Here is a 20039-nt window from a genome sequence, read left to right on the forward strand (position 1 = left end):
CTTAACGCTCTGTACAGGAGATACAAGGATCGATGCTATTGAAAATGAGTGCAACATCATCAATGTTATTGTTTGGCATCATCACTTTAAGCGCCTCCCAGTTCATGTAGGTCGGCACACGCCACTTCATACGCTCAGGCTTTTGTGTGCCATTGGTTTTAAGATAATAGACCAGCTCTCCTCGTGGTGCTTCGGTGCGAGAGACGGCTTCCCCTTCTGGAATGAGTGTGCGTGTTGGAAGCACAATATCTCCCGTTGGCATAGAATCAAGTGCCTGATGGAGCAGTTTCATGGATTCTAAAATTTCATAGAGCCTTACTTTGGCACGAGAGAGCACATCGCCATCTTGTTGAAGTACAACATCAAAATGAAGGTTGGCATACGCGGCATAAGGAGCACGTTTGCGTACATCGTTGTTGACACCACTTGCTCGTGCTACAGGGCCTACAACACCCAGTCTGAGTGCGTCTTCATAACTGAGCACGCCAACGCCTCCGATACGTGCGATCAGCGTTGGGTCGGTTTCAAACAGGGCGATAAACGCTTCAATTTTACTTCTGTTCTTATCTAATGTCGCTTTGATAGAGGCGATGAGTTTTTCATCAAGATCAAATTTCACACCACCGATGGTATTTGCACTTAAATCCATACGGTTACCCCAAATGGCTTCTTTCAGGTCTTGAAAATCTTCACGTGTCTCTAAAAACTGTGTCATCAACGTTTTGTTATGAATGAGATGGCTAAGCATACCAAGGTTAAAGAGATGACTGGCAATACGCTTGATCTCATCGGCTACGACACGTAGGTAAAGGGCGCGTTCTGGTAAGCTCAGTCCAGCGATTTTTTCCACCGCCATACAGTAGGTGAAGGGATGGTTGTTGGAGCAGAGTGCACAGACTTTTTCGGTAATAATCAGGTTTTGTAAGAAGTTTCGTTGAAGTACGATAGATTCAATGCCACGATGAACAAACCCATTAATCATATCAACACTGTGAATCGTTTTTCCATCACTGTTAGGTTCGATTTTAAAGTAAACGGGCTCTTCAAGTGCCACATCAAAAGGTCCTAAAATAACGTTTGTTTTATCCACGGTTGACCCCTTCTTCTGCTTTAACTTTACTCCAAAGTTCTTGGCTTACTTTGCCACTCATGGCTGAAGAGAGCGAGTAATACTCTTCAAGTACACTCTCTTTAATGGATTCATCCAAAAAGAGACGTTTGGGATTGGGGTGATTGAGAATGGCAATGCCATAGATTTCACTCAGTTCTCGCTCCGTCCAGTCAGCGCTTTTAAACAGAGGAGTGATGGATGGAACACTTTTATCGGTGATATGGAGTTTCAGATTGAGCATGACGCCATCAAGATCAAAATGATAGACCAATTCATGTTCATCGCCTTTTTCATAAGCAGTGATCATGCAGACCCGCGCATTCATCGTTTTGAGGATTTCAGCAAGCTGTAAAAGTAGATTTTTATCGGCAATATCACACCAGAGGCTATCACCGTTAGGTTCAAAATGACAACGAAGTGCCAATGATTTGGTGACCTCATTTAGCTTTACATGTAAAGATTTCATTTAAAGGGCTCGCTTTGCAAAAGTATGGTCACGTCTGCATTTAGGGCAGAGGTTAAAGAGCGATACAAGCTCTTCACTCACGTTTTTAAACCCTTTTTGCAGCATGGTTTGTGGTACGTTTATCATGGGTTCATGACATTTTTGGCATTCACCATATTCAACCATATTGGCAGTAATTGCGGTGTATTTTTCACTTTGCGGTGTTGCTTCCGCTAAGGTGTTACTTAACGCAATAGCGCCTGTGGGACAAAAATAGGTACAGTTACCGCATACGGTACAGGTGTTGTGCCAGATAATGAAGTCATAGCTTTTGTGCGGTTCAACACACGAGATATTAATCGCTCCTGCGGGGCAGACAAAAGCACAGGTTTGGCAGAGCACACATTGCTCTTTGTTAAAGGTGATTTTTCCTTTGTAGACATTCATGCGTTCACCTTCTCTTTCCATAGTGCACAAGCTTGAATGAGTCCATCCACAATGCTTTGTGGAGATGGAGGACAGCCTGCGATGTTGACATCAACATTTACAAAACGATCTAATGGTCCTTCAATAGAGTAACTATCGCGAAATACACCACCGGTAATGGGACAAATTCCCATGGCAACCACAACTTTTTCATCAGGTAAACGTTTAAGTGTAGCTTCTAAAAAAGGTTTGGAGCGTGTGGTGATAGAACCCGTGACGATGACAATATTTGCCTCTTCAGGGTTGTTTGTGTAAGTACAATGAAGGGTATCAAAACCAAATTTTGGGACAAGAATGCTCGCCAAAAGCTCGACATCACAGCCATTACAGGAACCTGCGTTGATACGATAAACGTTGATATTATCTACCATAAAGGGTCTCTTTAAATTGCAATTTTTTTAAAAATAAATTAATTAAATCTGTAAAGATTGAATTAAAGTTTGTATTGTAACACAATAATGAATGATTTTAGAAGATTTAATCATGTATTACATCATAAAAAAAAGAGTTCTATTGCAAAGAATTTTGGGATGAAAAAGGTAAAATACTCTATTTTACATGTAAAGGATCAAAATGCCAAAAAGAGAAGAGGCGTTTGCTTTGCTTAAAGCCTATAACGGCGATGCGCTTGTGACCCATGGGCTTGCCGTTGAGGGAACGATGCGTTACTTTGCAGCCAAAGCGGGTGAAGATGAAGAAACGTGGGGTATTGTCGGGCTTTTGCACGATGTGGATTATGAAAAATTCCCTGAGCTTCACTGTCATAAAGGTGCGGAGATACTCAAAGAAAAAGGGTATTCAGAAATCATTATTCGCGCGATGATGTCTCATGGATGGGGTATTTGCACCGACGTTGAACCACACAGTAAAATGGAAAAAACACTTTATGCGGTGGATGAACTGACCGGTCTTATTACCGCATGTGCACTGGTTCGACCTAGTAAATCAGTTATGGACTTGGAGCTTTCCTCGGTGAAGAAAAAGTTTAAGACAGCTTCATTTGCGGCAGGGGCGAGTAGGGAAGTTATTCAAAAAGGTGCGGATATGCTTGGTGTGAGTCTAGATGAACTCATCGTTGATGTGATCGCTGCTATGAGAGCAATCGCACCAACACTTGGATTAGAGCTCAAAAACTAATTTAACGACGACGCCTTTTAGCAGGCGTTGGAGCTTTTTTCACAATAGGGCGGTAATCAACAATGGTTGCTGTTCCTTTTCCAGGGTAACGATTCATCTCAAAATGCTCACCCAATTTGGCAAGAAGCGATGTAATCTTACTTGACCCATAAGTGCGCGGGTCAAAGTCGGGCGATTGGCGTTTGATGTATGCACCTGCGGCGGATACACTTGCCCAACCCTCATCATCTTGTGTTTTTTCCCATCCTATCAATAGTAGTTTGATAAGCTCTTTGAGACCATCATCATTGGATGCTTTATTGGAGGTTTTAATTTCTTCAGGCACATCTTCAAGGGTTTCGGCGGCATTAACGCTGAGATTTTCGGTGAAGATAAAATCATCACACGCATTACGAAACGAAATAGGTGTTTTGTGTTCGCCAAATCCGAAGACATAAATCTCTGATTCTTTAAGGCGAGAGGCAAGCTTGGTAAAGTCACTGTCACTGGAAACCAGTGCGAAGGCATCAAACTTTTGGGTGTACAGTAAATCCATCGCATCAATAATCATAGAAGCATCTGTCGAATTTTTCCCTGTCGTATAAGCAAACTGCTGAATAGGTTGCACCGCAAGCTCGTTGAGAATCTCTTTCCAGTTCTTAAGGTAACTGCTCGACCAGTCGCCATACGCTCGCTTAACGATGATATGGCCATGTGTGGAGAGTTCTGCAAGAATAAGTTCGATCTTGCTTTGTTGGGCATTATCTGCATCTATGAGGACAACGATTCGTTTTTCTTCACTAATATTTTTCATCGAAATGCCTTTAAATCTAATGGAAGCATTATAGCCTAGTTATGGTCTCTTAGCGTTCCATAAGTAGGGCAAAAAGAGTGCGATGATAAGAAGGGCAGAACATCCTTCTAAAAGGAGGGTTTCCGCCGCTCCGATATAATGTGAGATGGTTCCTATTAAAAGCGCCCCAAGAGGTTGCATACCAAAGAAAGCCATCGCAAAGTAGCTAATGACACGTCCGCGCATCTCACTTGAAGAGGTGGTCTGTAGCAGGGTATTGATGATCGTGACATGTAACATCATACCAAAGCCTGCAAGGATGCAAAATAAAAAAGAAAAAATGAGTGTATGGGAGAGTGCAAAAAAGAGTATCCCTAAGCCAAAAAGCGTGCTAGCAATGATCAGTAATTTTCTGAGATTGCTATTGGTTCTTAAAGAAGCCAACAGTATTGCACCACTCAAAGCTCCAACCCCCACAAAACTGTTCAAATAGCCATAAATTGTCGCATCTCCTCCCAATGTTTCCTTAGCAATAATAGGGAACAAGGTTGTATAGGGAAGTACGAGCAGACTCATCAATGAGAGCAGTAAGATTAAGATACCAAGAGAGGGCGTTGATTTTAAATAATGCAGCCCATCTTTGAGATCAGTAAGCATTTTTTGAGTATGTGCTTGGGGAATATAGGTGGGTAATTTCATTGCAAGCAGTGAAACAATAACTGCGATAAAACTCAAGGCATTGAGCATAAAACAGATACCTGCCCCAAAGGTTTCGAGGATAAACCCAGCAACGGCAGGACCGATGAGGCGTGCGAGATTGACCATGGTGGAATTCAGTGCTATGGCATTGCCAACATCTTCTTTACGTTCAACCATGTAATGCACTAAAGACTGACGTGCAGGGACATCAAAGGCATTGACAATGCCAAGTAAAACACTAAGACAAATCAGTTCCACCACCGAATAATCCGTAAAGACAACCACCAATGTCATCACAATGGCTTGTACCATTGAAGCAATCTGAGTGAAAAGAAGCACTTTAAAACGATCATACCTATCGGCGATCGTACCGCCAAGCAGTGAAAATAGAAACGAAGGAAATTGGCTTGCAAACACACTAAGACCCAGTATAAAAGCAGAGTTCGTTTGCATGTAGATAACCCAGTAAACAGCAGTACGTTGCATCCATGTGCCCATAAGAGAGATGGATTGTCCTGCAAAAAAAAGCCGATAATTGCGGCTTTGAAAAGCTCTGAATGTGTTGATGTTCATTTTTTGCTCTTATTTTCTATTGTGTAATGCTGTAATAATATGATCGGTGTCTCCTATCTCACCAATACGGGGGAAAATAGTGTTAATACTGTGCTGATGCGCCTCTAAAATTGAGTCACTCATCGCATCAATTGCAAAGCTAATGTTGTAGCCAAGTTCACTGGCTGCACGCGCTGTTCCTTCCACTCCAATACTTGTGGCAATTCCCGCTAAAACAATGCCTGTGATATTTCGCTTTTGTAGAGCATCTTGCAAAGGTGTATTGTAAAAAGCATTCCATGTCTGTTTGGTAATCAAAATATCTTCAGGCTTTGTGTGAATCTCTTCTACAATTTTTGTAAAATCAGCACTCAGTGTTAGTGAAGCATGTTGAGTCGTATTTTCTTTGCGTGACTTTGTCCATGGTGCATTGGTTGGATCAACATTAACGATGACAATGGGGAGTGATGCAATACGAAAAGCATGGATGAGGTCTTTTACTTTGGCAAGAAGTTCTTCTCTTGGGTGAATTCGAGGAACATGCACGATACCTTCTTGTAAATCAATTAAAATAAGGGCAGTATGCTTATCAAGAGCTGTTATCATGGTAATATCCTTAGTCTTGTTGATCTATGAGTTTATGCAAAATAGGGAGTGCTTGTTCCAAGAGTAAAACTTCTTGCTTATTCAATAGAGCTTCAATTGTATTTTTTAGCCATTCATTTTTATCTTTTTTCATCTTCTCTAACATTTGTGTGCCATACGCCGTAAGAGAAATATAGATTTTACGTTTATCTTTAGAACAGGGTTTTCGTTGAATCAACGCATCATTTTCGAGTTTATGCAGTATTTGTGACATGGATTGTGTTTTGACACGTGTTAATGTCGCAAGTTGTGAAGGTAGCAAAGCAGGGTTCTTTGATAAATGTGCAATGGTTTCTAACTCTGTCATGGAATAGATACTGACCAAGGAGATATGCTTGCGTAACTCTTTATGAAGTGTTGTGATCGTTCTTTGCAGAGAAGAAGAGAGCTCAAAAATATCCATAATGCGTCCTTTTGTTCGTTAGACTTGTAAGTTTAACGAACAAAATTATAACGTTATTTATGCTGATAGTCAATAAAATGAATTAAAATAAGTATAATTTTATGTAATATTATATGTAAATAATACAAATAGACTTCACAAAATATCTAAGGGCTATGGTATAAAAAGGCTTTACATGTAAACATCAAACAGGCATGCAAACACCAATGCTACGTTTTTGTGGGTTAGAAAAAACCTTGCTAAAAGGCCCATCCTATGGGTGCACTATTTTGAGAAGCTATACGTATCGTACAAATATCTTTGCTTTTTACCAGCCACTTTTTAATTTGAGGGGAAAAGACCGCTAATTGAAGGTTTTATCTGTAGCGGTCTTTTACGTGTTATTTATCTTGCGTGTTCTTCTTTGATCTCTTTTGCAGTGGCTTTACGCACGTCTAATACTTTTGCTGTAAAGATAACATCAATGCCTGCAAGAGGATGGTTGCCATCTAAGGTGACATTGTCTTTGGTGATCTCTTTGATGGTGTAAGAGATTTTTTGATCTTCCACGGCATCGTCTTCATCTTCAATGATTTCAACAAATTGCTCTCCCACAAAGATTTGGTCATCAAATTCACCACGTTCTTCAATGGTGACTAAGGAGTCATCGTATTCGCCAAAAGACTCTTTAGGAGTGAGTTGTACCGTGATGCTATCGCCTACTTTTTTGCCATCCAATTCTTTTTCAATTTTAGCAAAAATATCATTGTATCCACCGTGAAGATAGATAAGTGGATCTGCACCTGAATCAAGTAGATTTTTAGCGGTATCGGTAATGGTATATTCGAGTGTTACCACCGAATTTTTAGAGATGGTCATTCGTTTTCCTTTTTTGGTATTAATTTATTTTTTGGATAAACCACTCAAATCGTCCTGAGCAGGTTAAAATCTCATTGGTATCTTTTATCTCCACGTCAACGCTGATAGATGCGCGACCTTTTTTTGCCAATTGCTCTTCAAATTTTTCTTTCGTGACATGATCAATGTGTGCCAAACCATAAATCTCACTCGTCGCTGGTTTCTTGAATTTTATCTCTGATTCTCTTAAAATAGGCACTACATGACCTACAAGATGAGGAAATGTCTTCTGTAATGCTTCACCACTAAGGGTTTCAGCAAGTGTAAATTGTGCGCTTGCATGAATGGTTTTGATGTGGTTTTCATTACTTTTATCCATAGGTAATATTAACTTGCCTTTTTCATTATGTGTTAAACCTACTTTTTGAACAAATGGTATTTCTAACACATTCATCGTAGGGTCTCTCTTTTGGACAAATAATCCCTGAGTCGCTCAATGCCTTCTCGCATATGTTTTATATTGCGTGTGTAGGCAAAGCGGAGGTAACGGCTTGTGTCATTGCTTCCAAAGTCAATGCCTGGTGTCGTTGCTACATGAATATTTTCTAAAAGTTCTTTCGCAAAAGCAAAGCTGTCATCGGAGTATTTTGAGATGTTTGCCCAAATGTAAAATGCACCTTCAGGTTTTGCGTCGATCTCAAAAAGTGTGGAGAGTTCGGTGTATAAAAAATCACGGCGGGCTTTGAATTCGGCTTTGATGGTTGCCAAGTAGGTTTCGTCAAAGGCTTCAAGCGCTCCATATTGGCTCAGTGTTGGGGCGGAGATGAAAAGATTTTGCGCAACGATTTCGGCATGGCGAACTTTTTCTTTAGGCACAATCACCCAACCCAAACGCTGTCCAGGCATGCAGTAATACTTGGAAAAGCCATTGATGACCAAGACATTTTTGCTAAACTCAAGCGCACTATGGGCATTTTCTTCATAGGTCAAACCATGATACAACTCATCGGAGATAAAGGCAATATTATGGGTTTCACAGTATTCAACGAGTGCTTTAAGATTCTCTTTTTTATAAATATTTCCTGTAGGATTGGCAGGTGAAGAGATTTGAAGTGCATCAAGATGATGCGGTGTCAAATCCTTTACATGTAATTCAAAATCATCCTCTTTACCGATAGGCATAAACAGAGGTTTGATGTCAAGAAGATGCGCAAAATTTTTGTAACAAGGGTAAGAAGGATCGCTCAGTCCCAAAGTCGCGCCACCTTTGAGTGTGAGCGCATAAGCGATCAAAAATGCACCGCTGGTTCCGGGCGTTAAAAAGATTTGATCGATGTCAATCTTAACGCCATAGGTTGTAGCATAATGTTTGGCTATTTTTTCACGAAGTGCAATAAGTCCATGACTTTGTGTATACGAAAAGCAGTTTTCATCAATGCTTACATGTAACGCTTTTTTAACCTTAGGGGAGGGGGGAAGATCGGGCTGACCGATCTCAAAATGGATACTATCTTCAAATTTTTCAGCTTCTTTGACAATGTCCATGACAATAAAAGAACTCATTTCTTTGCAACGCATATTATTACCTTTGGATTTTAAAACGGATATTATAGCTCATTTGAAAGCAGAGGGAAGTGAAGGCTTCCCTGAAAAAGTTTACGAAGCTATGGTTTGGAGAAATTCGGTTTTGAGCTTTTCGTAAGGCAGATAACGACCAATGACGACAAGTAAAGATTTGCGCTCACCCACAAAAGGTGTTCCAAAATCAAAGCCAACGACTTTGTGTACCCCTTGAACAATTAACCGTCGCTCATCGCTAGAAACCGCTAGGACACCTTTGTAACGTAGCATATCGTTGCCATACGCTTCAACAAGATTTTCCATAAAGGCACCGATTTTTTTGATGTCAAGTTCTCCCGCCTCAAAGACATAGGAAGTGATATCATCATTCCAAGATTGTGTCTGTTTTTGAGCACTAAAACTCTTGAATTGGATGTTTTGGACATCTTTAGCTTGGTAAAAACCTTGGTTTACATGTAAAGAATCACTGAGATCAAACGCCCCAATACCGATCCAAATCTCTTTGGGTAAAGCACCGTTAAAGGCTTCAAAAATTTCGGCTTTGGAGTTGATAGCATTGATACGTGAGAGTACACGCTCTTTGTGTGTTTCATCAACACTGTCCGCTTTGGTAAGAATAATTCTATCAGCAAAACCAATTTGAGAAGCGGCAACTCTATGTTCATCAAGCTGTTTGATGATATGAATGCTATCGACTAGGGTAATAACCGCATCTAACATGATGCGCTCACGAATAATCTCATCAACAAAAAAAGCTTGAACGATGGGTGCTGGATCAGCCAGTCCTGTTGTTTCTAAAAGCAGGCGATCGGCCTTAAAAGCACCAGAGTCTATTTTTGCAAGCAATTCGTGAAGTGCTTGGGTTAACTCGCCTCTAATGCTACAGCAGACACAGCCGTTGCTGAGTTCAACGATTTCAACATCAGAATCTTTTTTCAACAGTGCACCATCAACATTAACAGCGCCAAACTCATTTTCGATAATGGCGATACGCTCACCGTGATTGTGTTCTAAAAGATAATTGATTAGTGTGGTCTTGCCTGCTCCTAAAAACCCCGTAAGGATTGTCACAGGAAGGGGTGCGGTATAACTTAAATTCTCATCAACAACAGCGTCCGCCATTTTTGCCTCCATAACGTGCTTCAACTCTTTCTCTGTAAAACTCTTCGTAACTCATAGGTGTTTGTTCAGGATGCGTTAGACGGATATGTTGTACATACGTGTCATAATCAGGCACTCCCACCATTAAACGTGCGGCTTGACCCAAATATTTTCCAGCTTTTGCAAGGTTTTCAAACATCGTTTTCCTTTAAAGATTATGAAGAGGTGTTACCACCTCTTCATGTTTATAATTTAGTGTGCAGTACCACTCACAATTGCTTCTGCGTTGGCAGGCATTGGAGCATAAGGAACTTCAACAGCTGTTGGTTTATCAGATGCAAGTGCTTTAAAGCACGCTTGGAGTGTAAAGCCAATCATGACGACGACAACAACCATAAATCCAATGATCAAAATACCATCCAATTGATTGTTGAAGATAACGCGTTCAACAGCCTCTTGAGATTTAAAGACAGCATTGGGTTTAAAATTACCACTTGCAAGGAGTGCTTGTAGTTGGTTTGCTTTTGCAAAGAAGCTGATGGCGGGATCAGAACTAAATGCTTTCAACCAACCAGCACTCATCGTACAAATCACCAACCAAATCGTTGGCACAATGGAAACCCAAGCAAAGGCTTGTTGTTTCATTTTGAAAAGTACCACAGTACACAGCATCAAGGCAATTGCGGCTAGCATTTGGTTGGTAATACCAAAGAGTGGCCATAAGGTGTTAATACCGCCCAATGGATCAACAACACCAACATAGAGGAAGTAACCCCATGAAGCAACAACCAAGGCCGTTGCAAGTAGGTTTGCAAACCATGAGTTCGTACGTTTAAGGTTTGGATTGATGAGTCCGAGTAAGTCTTGTAACATAAAGCGTGCTGAACGTGTTCCTGCATCAACTGCTGTTAAGATGAAGAGTGCTTCAAACAAAATGGCAAAGTGATACCAGAAAGACATAGAGCCAAGTCCACCAAGAGCACCATGAATGATATGCGCCATACCAACAGCGAGTGTCGGTGCACCACCTGCACGAGAGATAATACTTTTCTCACCCACGTCGGCAGCAATTTGAGTTAGAATATCAGGAGTGATAACAAATCCCCACGTACTCACAGTTGAAGAAGCTGCAGCTGCAATATCTGCCAATCCAGTTGGATTAAGAGCACCCATAGGAGAGTTCATTGCAAAGTAAACACCTGGATCAATGATTGATGCTGAAATCAACGCCATCATTGCAACGAAGGATTCCATAAGCATACCACCGTACCCAATCATACGTGCTTGAGTTTCATTTGCAAGCATTTTGGGTGTTGTACCTGATGAAATAAGAGCATGGAAACCAGAAACGGCACCACAAGCAATCGTAATAAACAAGAATGGGAAGAGTGTTCCTGCCCATACTGGACCATGACTATCAAAAGCGTATTTGGTAACAGAAGGCATTTGCATCATAGGCATCATGATGACAATACCAATGGCTAAGCCAACAATAGCACCAATTTTTAAGAAAGTAGAAAGGTAATCGCGAGGGGCTAGGAGTAGCCATACAGGAAGTACGGAAGCTACGAAACCATAAATAACCAACGCCCATGTTAAAGTAACACCGCTAAGATCAAAGAAAGGCGACCATGTTGGGCTAACTGCAACTTGTCCTCCAAGGATAATTCCAAAGATAAGACCTGCAATACCAAACACTGAAGCTTCAAGAATTTTACCTGGACGAATAAAGCGGAGGTAAATACCCATAATGAAAGCAAGTGGGATTGTAAATGCAACGGTAAAGGTTCCCCAAGGACTGTGTGTAAGAGCTTTAACAACAACCATTGCAAGGACAGCTAAGATAATGATCATGATCATGAAACAAGCGATCAAAGCAATAACACCAGGGATTGTTCCCATCTCTTCTTTGACAAGCTCACCGAGTGATCTACCATCGCGTCTTGTGGAAACAAAGAGAACCATATAGTCTTGTACAGCACCCGCTATAACAACACCAATTAAGATCCAAAGCATACTTGGTAGGTAACCCATTTGTGCCGCTAAAACGGGTCCAACAAGTGGACCAGCACCTGCGATGGCTGCAAAGTGGTGACCAAAGAGAATGACTTTGTTGGTTGGGACATAATCAAGTCCATCATTATGGCGAAATGCTGGCGTCATACGTGTCGCATCAACTTTTAAAACCTTGTCCGCGATGTAAAGGCTGTAGAAGCGGTATCCAATTAAATAGACACACACCGATGCGGTCAATACCCACATAGCATTAATCGATTCACCTCGATTTAACGCAATATAGCCAAACGCAAAAGCGCCTAAAATGGCTACAAATAACCAAGCGATCTTCGTTGAAGTGCTTGTACTGTTTGTCGACATATCTTACCTCCATATAAAATTTGCAATCGTAACGCGCTCAAGGTAAACCTGAACATTGTTAAAGTGTCTCTAATAAACGAAATACCTTAACAACGCCAAAAAGTTAGCATATATTTTTTTAGTTTAGCTTTAATTGTACGTATCTTTAATAAAAGATAACGTATTTGCAAGAACAGTGTTTCAAAAAGTGTTTTTCTCTCAAACTAGGGAGTTTCAGCAAATTTACAATAACCTAAAAATTGTTTTTTATAGGGTTGATTTAAGGTTAAAAGAACTTGCACGGAACGCTTCTTGTATAATAACAACGAGGGTCTATTATAAAGTAAATTCAATTTATGTGAGGTACACAATGCGTTTTTCTCATGCAACTCCTGAAGCGACTTATGGTTTTGCCAAACGTTTTGCGCATTACAAAGACTTTTATACAAGGCATGATGGACTTATATTTTCTAAACTTGGCTTTGGAACCTTTAAAAAAGAGCCTTATAAAGAGGAAAATTATATATTTGACTATAAAGATGCTCTCAAAACAGCCATACACTATGGTGTGAATGTCATCGACACTGCCATCAACTACCGTTATCAACAAAGTGAACGCGAGATTGGTGAAGTTTTGGAAGAACTTTTTGAGCGTGGTGACGTGAAGCGTGAAGAGCTTATCATCTGTTCGAAAGGTGGATTTGTACCGCTTGATTTCCCTTTTCCTGAAAATCCTTATGAGTGGATTAGTGAACATATTCTCCAAAAAGGTTTAGCGACTTCTTCTGATATTGAATTAGATCAGCACTGTATGACTCCTGCTTTTTTAAATGATTCGCTAGAACGCTCTCTTGTTAATTTACATGTAAAGTGTTTGGACATCTATTTTTTGCACAATCCAGAGACACAATTGACTAAAATTGGTTATAACCATTTTTTGAAGCAACTTGAAGAGATTTTTGAAAGTTTTGAAGCGCGTGTGAGAGAAGGTAAGATCAAAGCGTATGGCATTGCCGTATGGAATGCTTTTACGTATGAAGAGGGCAACAGCGAGTATATTAATCTTGAAGAAGTCTATGATATTGCACGTAAAGTTGGTGGTGCTAGCCATCATTTCAAATACATTCAACTTCCTTTTAATATTGCGAAAACGAACGCATACAGTGTCCCTAATCAAAAAAATGTCTGATGGCAAGTATTATACGCCACTGCAAGTAGCCCATAAACTAGGGCTTGGCGTGATGAGTAGTTCTTCTCTGTTGCAGATGCATCTTTTTCAAAAGCCTTTTAAGCCTGAAATTGGTTATTTATTAGATTCTCATATGGAGTTACAAAGTGATATTCAATTGGCGCTTCAATTTGTACGCTCAACAAGAGGCATTGTAACGTCACTGTTTAGTTCTTCTAAAAGTGAACATGTCAGTAGCAATCTAGAAATTGCCACGACGAATGCTACTAACACTACGAAATACAATCTTCTTTATAAAGTGGAGCGATAACATGACATATGATGTAGTCGTAATTGGCTCAGGGATCGCAGGTCTCATGGCGGCAATCGAAGCAAAAAGTGAAACGAACAGTGTCGCTATCATTACTAAAAGCAATATTTTTAAATCTAATAGTGCCGTTGCCAGTGGCGGTATTAATGCTGTTTTAGATGAAAAAAATGAGGTCGAGATTCAAAAACACATCGATGACACGATGAAAAGTTCCAAAGAGCTTGGAAACAAAAAAGCGATCAGTTACCTTTGCCATCAAGCACCGTTAATTATCAAAAAATTAGAAGCGTATGGTGTAGCGTTTGACCGTGATGAAAATGGGAAAATTTTACAACGCAGTTTTGGTGGTGGAAGTTCTAAACGTACCTGCTTTGTCGGTGATAGCACAGGTTCAGCCATTACTCAAGCACTCATTAAAAAAGCAAAACTGGTGGGTGTTGATTTCTTAGTCAATCACTTTGTGATGGATATTACCAAAATAGAAGAGTATATCAGTGGTGTAGTTGCACTTAAAAAACTCGACTCTACCGTAACGGTTTATCCTGCCAAAGCGGTGGTGTTTGCGGGTGGTGGCTATGCTGGAATTTACAGGGGATTTAGCACCAATGCACAAGATTGTACAGGAGATCTTTTAAGTATAGCGCTTCGTGCGGGGATGAGTTTAAAAGATATGGAGTTTGTGCAGTTTCATCCGACAGGTTTTGCAAAGACCAGTTATTTGGTGTCTGAGGCAGCACGCGGGGAAGGTGGGTATTTAGTTAACAGTGAAGGTGAACGCTTCGTCAATGAACTAGGAACACGTGATGTACTTGCACGCGCTATTTTTGAACAGATTCGATCCGGTCAAAAAGTCTATCTTGATATGCGTCATATCTCCAAAGATATTTTGGAAACACGCGTTCCTTCCTTATACAAAAGTGCCTATACCCAAGTTGGCGTCGATTTGTCTTGTGAGCTTTTAGAAATTAAACCTGTTGCACACTACAGTATGGGAGGAATTGCTTCTTCGTTGACTTCAAGTGAAGTCAAAGGGCTTTTTATTTGTGGTGAATGTGCTGCACTTGGTGTTCATGGTGCCAATCGTTTGGGTGGTAATTCACTCTTAGAAGGTGCTGTTTTTGGGGAACTCGCAGGTAAAAAAGCGAGGGAGTATGCGTTTAATAAAGAGTTCTTACCCATTGATTACAACGTAGTGATTAAAAATATGGATTTGGTACAACGCATTTTTGATGGGGATTGTTCCAAAAACTTCAATGCAATGCGTATCTCTGTGGGGAAAATTATGTTTGATAAAGCAGGAATTTTCCGTAATGAAAGCTCTTTGCAAGAGGCGTTTGATTATATGAAATACTTACGTCTTGAATCAAATACTCTGCATTGTATTGATAAAGGCAAGCACAATAACGTCGAGCTCATCTCCATTTTAGAGCTTAGAAATGCGCTTGAACTCTCTGAAGCTATCATCCTCTCAGCCATGCAACGACGAGAGAGTAGGGGGGCACATTTTAGAGAAGATTTTGCCTTTACATGTAAAGAGGGAAAAGATCATGTTCTGATTAAAGAACTTCAAAAAGGGTTCTTTAAAGTGCATTATGAAGAAAGCGGATTGACCAAATGGTTGAAAAAAATCTTAACATAAGGAAAAATGAATGGCAAAAGTAATGCTAAGAGAAGAAAATGGGGAAATCTGCTTTTATATCGCAAAAAAAGATATGGAAGAAACAATTACAAAAATTGAGTTTAGTTCAGAAGAAAATTGGGGTGGCGAAGTCGTGCTAAGTAACGGTGAGACATGGTGGATTCAGCCAGGTCGTAAGAGTCTTCCAAAAGAGGAAGTCTGCAAGAAATTATCGGATTGATTTGATTAAAATATAAACATAAAAGGTGAGTACAAATGACTCATCTTTAACTATAATATTTTAAACAGATGAAGGAGTGCAAAATGGTTCAATTTGATGCTAAGTGTGGAGATTGCCTCACTACCAGAGAACTCATGACACTCTATGAGACAGCAACGGTCGTTTCTAACTCATTAGATTTAGTTGCTTCACTCGAAAAAGCATTACTTATTTTAAAAAATAGATTACATTTAGAAAAATGTGTGATTCATACGCTGGGTGAAGACAGTCTTTTAACGGTTTATGCTGGTATTGATTTTAGTAAACATCAAAAAGAATTAGCAACCTATAAATTGGGCGAAGGTGTGACAGGATATGCTGCCGAGAGTAAAGAACCTGTCGTCATAGAAAATTTACATAACGATATGATGTTTCTCAATAAATCAGGTAATCGTGATCAAAATGCCATTTCATATATCGCTGTTCCCATGTTAGTTGACCAAGAAGTGATTGGAGTATTGGGTGCAAATATAACCAAAACAACCGCCATTAATTTTGAAAGTACCATTCGTGTTTTAACGATTTTAAGTTCAATTTTTGCTCAGTCTATCAGGTCACATGACATCAATCTTAAAGAAAAAGAGCGTTTAAAAGAGCTCAAACTTTATTACAAGATGGAATGGGACTCTAAGGTACACAATTTTGGGGATATTATTGGTGAGAGCCCAAAAATGAAGATGGTATACAACGTTGTTGAACGTATTGCTGAGAGCAATGTGACTGTTTTAGTGCGTGGTGAGACAGGAACAGGAAAAGAGCTTGTTGCCGCTGCTATTCACAAACGTTCTAAACGTCGCGATGAGCCTTTCGTCAAACTTAATTGTGCTGCTATTACTGATACTCTTATTGAAAGTGAGCTTTTTGGACATGAAAAAGGAGCTTTTACCGATGCGAAAGATGCACGTAAAGGGCGTTTTGAATTGGCCGATGGTGGAACACTCTTTCTAGATGAAATTGGTGATATTTCTTCTTCGGCTCAAGTGAAGCTTTTACGTGTTTTGCAAGAACGTGAGTTTGAGAGGGTAGGTGGCAGTAAAACGATTAAAGTCAATGTGAGACTGGTTGCTGCAACCAATCGAAATCTTGAAGAGATGGTTAAAAATGGTACCTTTAGAGAAGATTTATATTATCGTCTGAACGTCATTCCTATTGATTTACCTGCCCTTTGTGAGCGTGGTGATGATATTCCACTTCTAGTCAATTTCTTTTTGCAAAAATCGATGAGCAACCACAAAAAACGTGTTGTTATTACCGATGAAGCAATGGACATACTCTGCCAATATACATGGCCTGGTAATGTGCGGGAACTTGAAAATACCGTTGAGCGAATAGTGCTTATGGGGAGTGAAGATGGCATAACTGCTGATGAGATGTTACTACTACTTCCCGCCTTTAATCAAAAATTGATGTGTCAACGAAGGATCATGAGTGAAGAAGAGTGAATTAGAAGCACAAATCAAAGAGGGTCGTTTGATTCCATTTATTGGAATGGGTGTCTTTAAAGAGACTAAAACAGAAGATGGTGAGCAAATACCATTTGATAGTGATTCAATGATCTTGCGTTTAAATGGTGGTCGCGCAATGTCTCAACGTTTGATGTATGAGTATTCTCGTGCAGCGATGAGTTTGGAACAACGCAAAGGGCGACCTTTTATTGAGCAGATGACCAATCATATTTTTACGTTTAAACCTTATCCCCTTCCCGCAGTCTATACGTGGCTTAAAACATTAATGCCTCGTTATGTGATTGATCTTAATTTAGATGATTCACTTTTGAAGCTTTATGCGGATAGAGACCATTTTTTAGTGACTGGAGTGAGCCGTATTATGGCAGGGTATGATCGCTTTTTGGTTTACATGTACATGGCTTCAAGTCAAGAGTATAAACGTGTAGATAAAGAGTTACTAAGCCAAATGTTACCCATTCTCTTTAAGCCTTTGGGTTGCACCGTACCTGAAAAAAGCTTTATTATTAGTGATGCAGACTTTGTGGATTGGCTTACCGAAGCCATGGGTGGCTATGCTCTTCCTCCTTTTTTAAAAACGTTTAAAAACGACAAAAGTTATCTTTTCTTAGGAATTGATTTTGACCGTGATACCTATAGAATGGTGGCAAATGAAGTTACATTAGGATTGAGTGGTGGCTATTTAGTCAATGATAAAGAAGAGATGAGTAAAAAAGAAGAGAAGTTTTTAACATCCCATAAAATTGAAAAGCTTAACACTTCGCTAGCATCTTTTTTAAAGAGTGATATGTAGGTTTTGAGGATTTTTATGAATTCTTTGTAGTTCTCCAAGCAAAACTTGGAAAACTACACTATTGTTTTAAAAAGATTATTCTTCGACAGTTACTTCGACAGGATCACTTTCCCAAACACCATGTTTTGTACAGTAGCTTTGTGCAACGAGGTTCAGTTTTTTACCTGTTGGAACGATGGTAAAAGTCACTTCTGCTTGTCCCTTTTTATCTTGTCCACCAAGGGTTCCAGCAATAAAATCAGCACGTGCTAAAAGTACATCTCCATTGAAAAGTTGTACATTGGCAATGTAATGATCAAAATCATCTGGGTGAGTATAAGCATTTCCAACTTTTACAGTCACTTTAAACGGTGAATTTTGTTTAGCTGTTGCAGCAGCTGTGATGAATGGAGAGTGTCTATCGATATAATCTTTACGTGCTTCTCTCTCAACAGTGTCAATATCAACATAACGATTGATTTTTGGCATTTATAACTCCTTTTTAATATTTTGTAATGAAATGATATTACATTTTCATGCAAATGTCTCTTAAAAAAGGGATAAAATAAGTCTTATTTAGATTTGTTTAAGGAGCAGAAAGTTTCTGCCCCATGAAAAAGTTTTAGATAAGTGTAATGGCAACTTTGTGTTGGTCGAGTCCAATACTCTTTTTATGTGTTTCGCCAAAAGCGAGAAGAAGGAGTTCTGGGAGGCTTAAAACACTCAAGCCGATCTCTCGACCAGCAATTTTTTCAAGCTCTTTTTGATAGAAATCAAACATGATAAAGCTGCGGGCATCACTCACGAGTACAAAATCAGCAGCATTGTCAAACAGATCAAGCATTACTTTCGAAGCAAGTTTTTTGGCCAAAAGAGGCGAAGCATCATAGACTTCAAAACCATCGCTTTCAAACGTACTTGCATGTTTAATTTGGTTAAGTTTGATGAGATTAAAGAGTTGGGTGAAAAGCTCTTCTTTGCGGTATTTTTTTGCACGGCAAGAATTTGAGCCTAAAAAAAGAGCTGTTTGAAAGTTGCTAAATGGTTTTTTGAGCAAACTTGTTAGTTTTTCAGTGCCAATCTCTTCTATAAGAAGTTCTTCTAGTGAAATGACATTGGCATTGAGGTTGAGAGAAAGATTGTGTTTTTCCAATCGCAATGCAATTTCAAATTTAAGATTAGGATCATTGAGTAAAATCTCTTTGGTATGGGCATGGCACACAAGAGAGCTTTGTTCAAAACAGAGAATATCACGTTTTTGCTCAGCTGCCAATGTAAGATTGTACGCATAATGCTCTAAAAACTTGAGACGATCAAGTCCCATATATTCGCTTCCAAGATCATTTTTTGCCCCTTTGAAGGAGATGGCATCTATCTCTAAAAATTCGATGAGTTTTTTCGCTGATGTGATCAAGGGTGCAGTTTTTTCACGGTGAATAATAGCATCAAAAAGAAGATAACTTTTCATAATGGTTTCCTTACATAAGATCGATGTGATGAGAAAATTTTTCAACGAGAGCATTAGCATAAGGTCGGTGTTTGATCACTTCATTTTTAAGCTCTGTAATTTTTTTCTCAACATCTGCGCCACAAGGATAAATTTTCTTGCACAATCTTACATGTAAAAAAACACCAGTATGTTCATTGGCAACAATTTCTAAGATTTCACGTTTTCGATCAGGATGTTTTTGGATCATATCATAGGCAAACGCAAAAAGGGCATCGCCTTGAAAATCTTCCACAAAGTCAAGGACACTTGAAGCGTAATAATAGATGATATACTGCTCATACAGTGCTTTATCTTTTGTATCAACGAAAGCTTCAAGCAATTTAAATTTTTTGTCAAAATTGTCTGTATTGATGATCATATCTTTGGTAACATGTTTTGTATTGAGAGGCTCTAATGTCAGTGATTTTCCAAAAGAGTTGATAATGCCATCGATGGAGACATTACTAAAAAGTGCTTTTCCATTAATTTTAAGGGCAGCCAAGTCGCTTTTTGGGTAGTCAAAGCTACCATCTTCTTCTTTGATTTGCGCTAAAAGATCGTTCACACTCAGACTTCGATCAATAGTAATAAAATGCTTTTTATAGTAAGGCAAAAAATCCGTTTTAGCGTCAAAGCGAAAGACGCTCAACTCAAGCTTACACTCCATAATTGAGGACTCCTTTTAGGTATATAATCTATTTTATCGCATCTTTACTTAAGTATAACTCTAATATTTTAAGTGATTTTCGTGTGATTCAGGAGACTAATGGCTTCTTAATGCACAACATCTT

24 protein-coding genes are annotated in these 20039 nt (G+C 39.4%); 7 read left to right on the forward strand and 17 right to left on the reverse strand.

Annotated elements, in window-relative coordinates:
- Nucleotide 1: 1 nt before the first annotated feature.
- From Sdiek1_RS06700 to Sdiek1_RS06715, 4 genes are read right to left on the reverse strand one after another with little or no spacing between them, the layout of a single operon-like run.
- The gene (locus tag Sdiek1_RS06700) at nt 2-1090 is read right to left on the reverse strand and encodes a hydrogenase large subunit (RefSeq protein WP_087438475.1); all 1089 of its coding nucleotides are present in this window, start codon (nt 1088-1090) and stop codon (nt 2-4) included.
- The gene (locus Sdiek1_RS06705; RefSeq protein WP_087438476.1) at nt 1083-1577 is read right to left on the reverse strand and encodes an NADH-quinone oxidoreductase subunit C; all 495 of its coding nucleotides are present in this window, start codon (nt 1575-1577) and stop codon (nt 1083-1085) included. The genes Sdiek1_RS06700 and Sdiek1_RS06705 overlap by 8 nt, the downstream gene beginning before the upstream one ends.
- The gene (locus Sdiek1_RS06710; protein ID WP_161492010.1) at nt 1578-2003 is read right to left on the reverse strand and encodes a 4Fe-4S binding protein; all 426 of its coding nucleotides are present in this window, start codon (nt 2001-2003) and stop codon (nt 1578-1580) included.
- The gene (locus tag Sdiek1_RS06715) at nt 2000-2413 is read right to left on the reverse strand and encodes an NADH-quinone oxidoreductase subunit B family protein (RefSeq protein WP_087438478.1); all 414 of its coding nucleotides are present in this window, start codon (nt 2411-2413) and stop codon (nt 2000-2002) included. Before Sdiek1_RS06715 ends, Sdiek1_RS06710 begins: the two co-directional genes overlap by 4 nt.
- A 202-nt stretch (nt 2414-2615) precedes the next feature.
- On the opposite strand from Sdiek1_RS06715, the gene Sdiek1_RS06720 reads away from it, so the two are divergent.
- Nucleotides 2616-3179: an HDIG domain-containing metalloprotein gene (locus Sdiek1_RS06720; protein ID WP_087438479.1), complete on the forward strand. Its 564-nt coding sequence runs from the start codon at nt 2616-2618 to the stop codon at nt 3177-3179.
- Between the two features lies 1 nt (nt 3180).
- On the opposite strand, the gene Sdiek1_RS06725 is transcribed toward Sdiek1_RS06720, so the two are convergent.
- The 10 genes from Sdiek1_RS06725 to cstA form a co-directional block, all read right to left on the reverse strand.
- The gene (locus Sdiek1_RS06725; protein ID WP_087438480.1) at nt 3181-3972 is read right to left on the reverse strand and encodes an NYN domain-containing protein; all 792 of its coding nucleotides are present in this window, start codon (nt 3970-3972) and stop codon (nt 3181-3183) included.
- Between the two features lie 39 nt (nt 3973-4011).
- Complete coding sequence (locus tag Sdiek1_RS06730; RefSeq protein WP_087438481.1) at nt 4012-5223, reverse strand: MFS transporter; 1212 nt, start codon at nt 5221-5223, stop codon at nt 4012-4014.
- A gap of 9 nt (nt 5224-5232) precedes the next feature.
- Nucleotides 5233-5808 (reverse strand): isochorismatase family protein, encoded by a 576-nt coding sequence (locus Sdiek1_RS06735; protein WP_087438482.1) that lies wholly within the window; start codon nt 5806-5808, stop codon nt 5233-5235.
- A gap of 10 nt (nt 5809-5818) precedes the next feature.
- Nucleotides 5819-6250 (reverse strand): MarR family winged helix-turn-helix transcriptional regulator, encoded by a 432-nt coding sequence (locus Sdiek1_RS06740; protein WP_087438483.1) that lies wholly within the window; start codon nt 6248-6250, stop codon nt 5819-5821.
- Between the two features lie 384 nt (nt 6251-6634).
- Nucleotides 6635-7108: an FKBP-type peptidyl-prolyl cis-trans isomerase gene (locus Sdiek1_RS06745; RefSeq protein ID WP_087438484.1), complete on the reverse strand. Its 474-nt coding sequence runs from the start codon at nt 7106-7108 to the stop codon at nt 6635-6637.
- A gap of 19 nt (nt 7109-7127) precedes the next feature.
- Nucleotides 7128-7541, reverse strand: coding sequence for a YiiD C-terminal domain-containing protein (locus Sdiek1_RS06750; RefSeq protein WP_087438485.1), 414 nt, complete (start codon nt 7539-7541; stop codon nt 7128-7130).
- Complete coding sequence (locus Sdiek1_RS06755; RefSeq protein ID WP_087438486.1) at nt 7538-8665, reverse strand: aminotransferase class I/II-fold pyridoxal phosphate-dependent enzyme; 1128 nt, start codon at nt 8663-8665, stop codon at nt 7538-7540. The genes Sdiek1_RS06750 and Sdiek1_RS06755 overlap by 4 nt, the downstream gene beginning before the upstream one ends.
- Nucleotides 8666-8743: 78 nt before the next feature.
- A complete protein-coding gene (locus Sdiek1_RS06760; protein ID WP_087438487.1) occupies nt 8744-9790 on the reverse strand; it encodes a CobW family GTP-binding protein in 1047 nt (348 codons plus the stop codon).
- Entirely contained in the window at nt 9771-9968 is a 198-nt protein-coding gene (locus tag Sdiek1_RS06765; protein ID WP_087438488.1) for a YbdD/YjiX family protein, read from the reverse strand. The genes Sdiek1_RS06760 and Sdiek1_RS06765 overlap by 20 nt, the downstream gene beginning before the upstream one ends.
- Before the next feature lie 53 nt (nt 9969-10021).
- Entirely contained in the window at nt 10022-12145 is a 2124-nt protein-coding gene (gene cstA, locus Sdiek1_RS06770) for a pyruvate/proton symporter CstA (protein ID WP_087438489.1), read from the reverse strand.
- 349 nt (nt 12146-12494) lie between these two features.
- Here cstA and Sdiek1_RS06775 point away from each other — a divergent pair, with 349 nt between their 5' ends.
- The 6 genes from Sdiek1_RS06775 to Sdiek1_RS06795 all read left to right on the forward strand — a co-directional run bounded on the left by Sdiek1_RS06775 (nt 12495) and on the right by Sdiek1_RS06795 (nt 17780).
- Nucleotides 12495-13313 carry an aldo/keto reductase gene (locus Sdiek1_RS06775; RefSeq protein ID WP_238099220.1) on the forward strand — a complete coding sequence of 273 codons (819 nt, stop codon included), beginning with the start codon at nt 12495-12497 and terminating at the stop codon, nt 13311-13313.
- Nucleotides 13306-13623: an aldo-keto reductase family protein gene (locus Sdiek1_RS15175; RefSeq protein WP_238099222.1), complete on the forward strand. Its 318-nt coding sequence runs from the start codon at nt 13306-13308 to the stop codon at nt 13621-13623. Before Sdiek1_RS06775 ends, Sdiek1_RS15175 begins: the two co-directional genes overlap by 8 nt.
- A 1-nt stretch (nt 13624) precedes the next feature.
- Nucleotides 13625-15262, forward strand: coding sequence for an L-aspartate oxidase (locus tag Sdiek1_RS06780; RefSeq protein ID WP_087438490.1), 1638 nt, complete (start codon nt 13625-13627; stop codon nt 15260-15262).
- A 10-nt stretch (nt 15263-15272) separates the two neighbouring features.
- The gene (gene nifT, locus Sdiek1_RS06785; protein WP_087438491.1) at nt 15273-15482 is read left to right on the forward strand and encodes a putative nitrogen fixation protein NifT; all 210 of its coding nucleotides are present in this window, start codon (nt 15273-15275) and stop codon (nt 15480-15482) included.
- An 83-nt stretch (nt 15483-15565) separates the two neighbouring features.
- Nucleotides 15566-16963 carry a sigma 54-interacting transcriptional regulator gene (locus tag Sdiek1_RS06790; RefSeq protein WP_087438492.1) on the forward strand — a complete coding sequence of 466 codons (1398 nt, stop codon included), beginning with the start codon at nt 15566-15568 and terminating at the stop codon, nt 16961-16963.
- Nucleotides 16950-17780: an SIR2 family protein gene (locus Sdiek1_RS06795; protein ID WP_087438493.1), complete on the forward strand. Its 831-nt coding sequence runs from the start codon at nt 16950-16952 to the stop codon at nt 17778-17780. The genes Sdiek1_RS06790 and Sdiek1_RS06795 overlap by 14 nt, the downstream gene beginning before the upstream one ends.
- Nucleotides 17781-17855: 75 nt before the next feature.
- On the opposite strand, the gene Sdiek1_RS06800 is transcribed toward Sdiek1_RS06795, so the two are convergent.
- From Sdiek1_RS06800 to Sdiek1_RS06810, 3 genes are all read right to left on the reverse strand, one after another.
- Complete coding sequence (locus Sdiek1_RS06800) at nt 17856-18248, reverse strand: class II SORL domain-containing protein (protein WP_087438494.1); 393 nt, start codon at nt 18246-18248, stop codon at nt 17856-17858.
- 133 nt (nt 18249-18381) lie between these two features.
- On the reverse strand, nt 18382-19227 hold the full coding sequence (locus Sdiek1_RS06805; protein ID WP_087438495.1) for an HdrB C-terminal domain-containing protein: 846 nt from the start codon (nt 19225-19227) through the stop codon (nt 18382-18384).
- A 10-nt stretch (nt 19228-19237) separates the two neighbouring features.
- Complete coding sequence (locus Sdiek1_RS06810) at nt 19238-19915, reverse strand: DUF5644 domain-containing protein (RefSeq protein ID WP_087438496.1); 678 nt, start codon at nt 19913-19915, stop codon at nt 19238-19240.
- Between the last annotated feature and the right edge of the window lie 124 nt (nt 19916-20039).

This window comes from Sulfurospirillum diekertiae (genome assembly GCF_002162315.1).
In the GTDB taxonomy this organism is placed as follows: Bacteria; Campylobacterota; Campylobacteria; order Campylobacterales; family Sulfurospirillaceae; genus Sulfurospirillum.

What these genes read in the sequence shown, in the direction of transcription:
- Sdiek1_RS15175 (WP_238099222.1), top strand. Translation starts at nt 13,306, where the DNA reads ATGTCTGATGGCAAGTATTATACGCCACTGCAAGTAGCCCATAAACTA.
- cstA (WP_087438489.1), bottom strand. Translation starts at nt 12,145, where the DNA reads ATGTCGACAAACAGTACAAGCACTTCAACGAAGATCGCTTGGTTATTT.
- Sdiek1_RS06780 (WP_087438490.1), top strand. Translation starts at nt 13,625, where the DNA reads ATGACATATGATGTAGTCGTAATTGGCTCAGGGATCGCAGGTCTCATG.
- Sdiek1_RS06765 (WP_087438488.1), bottom strand. Translation starts at nt 9,968, where the DNA reads ATGTTTGAAAACCTTGCAAAAGCTGGAAAATATTTGGGTCAAGCCGCA.
- Sdiek1_RS06775 (WP_238099220.1), top strand. Translation starts at nt 12,495, where the DNA reads ATGCGTTTTTCTCATGCAACTCCTGAAGCGACTTATGGTTTTGCCAAA.
- Sdiek1_RS06755 (WP_087438486.1), bottom strand. Translation starts at nt 8,665, where the DNA reads ATGCGTTGCAAAGAAATGAGTTCTTTTATTGTCATGGACATTGTCAAA.
- Sdiek1_RS06715 (WP_087438478.1), bottom strand. Translation starts at nt 2,413, where the DNA reads ATGGTAGATAATATCAACGTTTATCGTATCAACGCAGGTTCCTGTAAT.
- Sdiek1_RS06740 (WP_087438483.1), bottom strand. Translation starts at nt 6,250, where the DNA reads ATGGATATTTTTGAGCTCTCTTCTTCTCTGCAAAGAACGATCACAACA.
- Sdiek1_RS06790 (WP_087438492.1), top strand. Translation starts at nt 15,566, where the DNA reads ATGGTTCAATTTGATGCTAAGTGTGGAGATTGCCTCACTACCAGAGAA.
- Sdiek1_RS06810 (WP_087438496.1), bottom strand. Translation starts at nt 19,915, where the DNA reads ATGGAGTGTAAGCTTGAGTTGAGCGTCTTTCGCTTTGACGCTAAAACG.
- Sdiek1_RS06760 (WP_087438487.1), bottom strand. Translation starts at nt 9,790, where the DNA reads ATGGCGGACGCTGTTGTTGATGAGAATTTAAGTTATACCGCACCCCTT.
- Sdiek1_RS06745 (WP_087438484.1), bottom strand. Translation starts at nt 7,108, where the DNA reads ATGACCATCTCTAAAAATTCGGTGGTAACACTCGAATATACCATTACC.
- Sdiek1_RS06725 (WP_087438480.1), bottom strand. Translation starts at nt 3,972, where the DNA reads ATGAAAAATATTAGTGAAGAAAAACGAATCGTTGTCCTCATAGATGCA.
- Sdiek1_RS06800 (WP_087438494.1), bottom strand. Translation starts at nt 18,248, where the DNA reads ATGCCAAAAATCAATCGTTATGTTGATATTGACACTGTTGAGAGAGAA.
- Sdiek1_RS06735 (WP_087438482.1), bottom strand. Translation starts at nt 5,808, where the DNA reads ATGATAACAGCTCTTGATAAGCATACTGCCCTTATTTTAATTGATTTA.
- Sdiek1_RS06710 (WP_161492010.1), bottom strand. Translation starts at nt 2,003, where the DNA reads ATGAATGTCTACAAAGGAAAAATCACCTTTAACAAAGAGCAATGTGTG.
- nifT (WP_087438491.1), top strand. Translation starts at nt 15,273, where the DNA reads ATGGCAAAAGTAATGCTAAGAGAAGAAAATGGGGAAATCTGCTTTTAT.
- Sdiek1_RS06805 (WP_087438495.1), bottom strand. Translation starts at nt 19,227, where the DNA reads ATGAAAAGTTATCTTCTTTTTGATGCTATTATTCACCGTGAAAAAACT.
- Sdiek1_RS06730 (WP_087438481.1), bottom strand. Translation starts at nt 5,223, where the DNA reads ATGAACATCAACACATTCAGAGCTTTTCAAAGCCGCAATTATCGGCTT.
- Sdiek1_RS06720 (WP_087438479.1), top strand. Translation starts at nt 2,616, where the DNA reads ATGCCAAAAAGAGAAGAGGCGTTTGCTTTGCTTAAAGCCTATAACGGC.
- Sdiek1_RS06750 (WP_087438485.1), bottom strand. Translation starts at nt 7,541, where the DNA reads ATGAATGTGTTAGAAATACCATTTGTTCAAAAAGTAGGTTTAACACAT.
- Sdiek1_RS06705 (WP_087438476.1), bottom strand. Translation starts at nt 1,577, where the DNA reads ATGAAATCTTTACATGTAAAGCTAAATGAGGTCACCAAATCATTGGCA.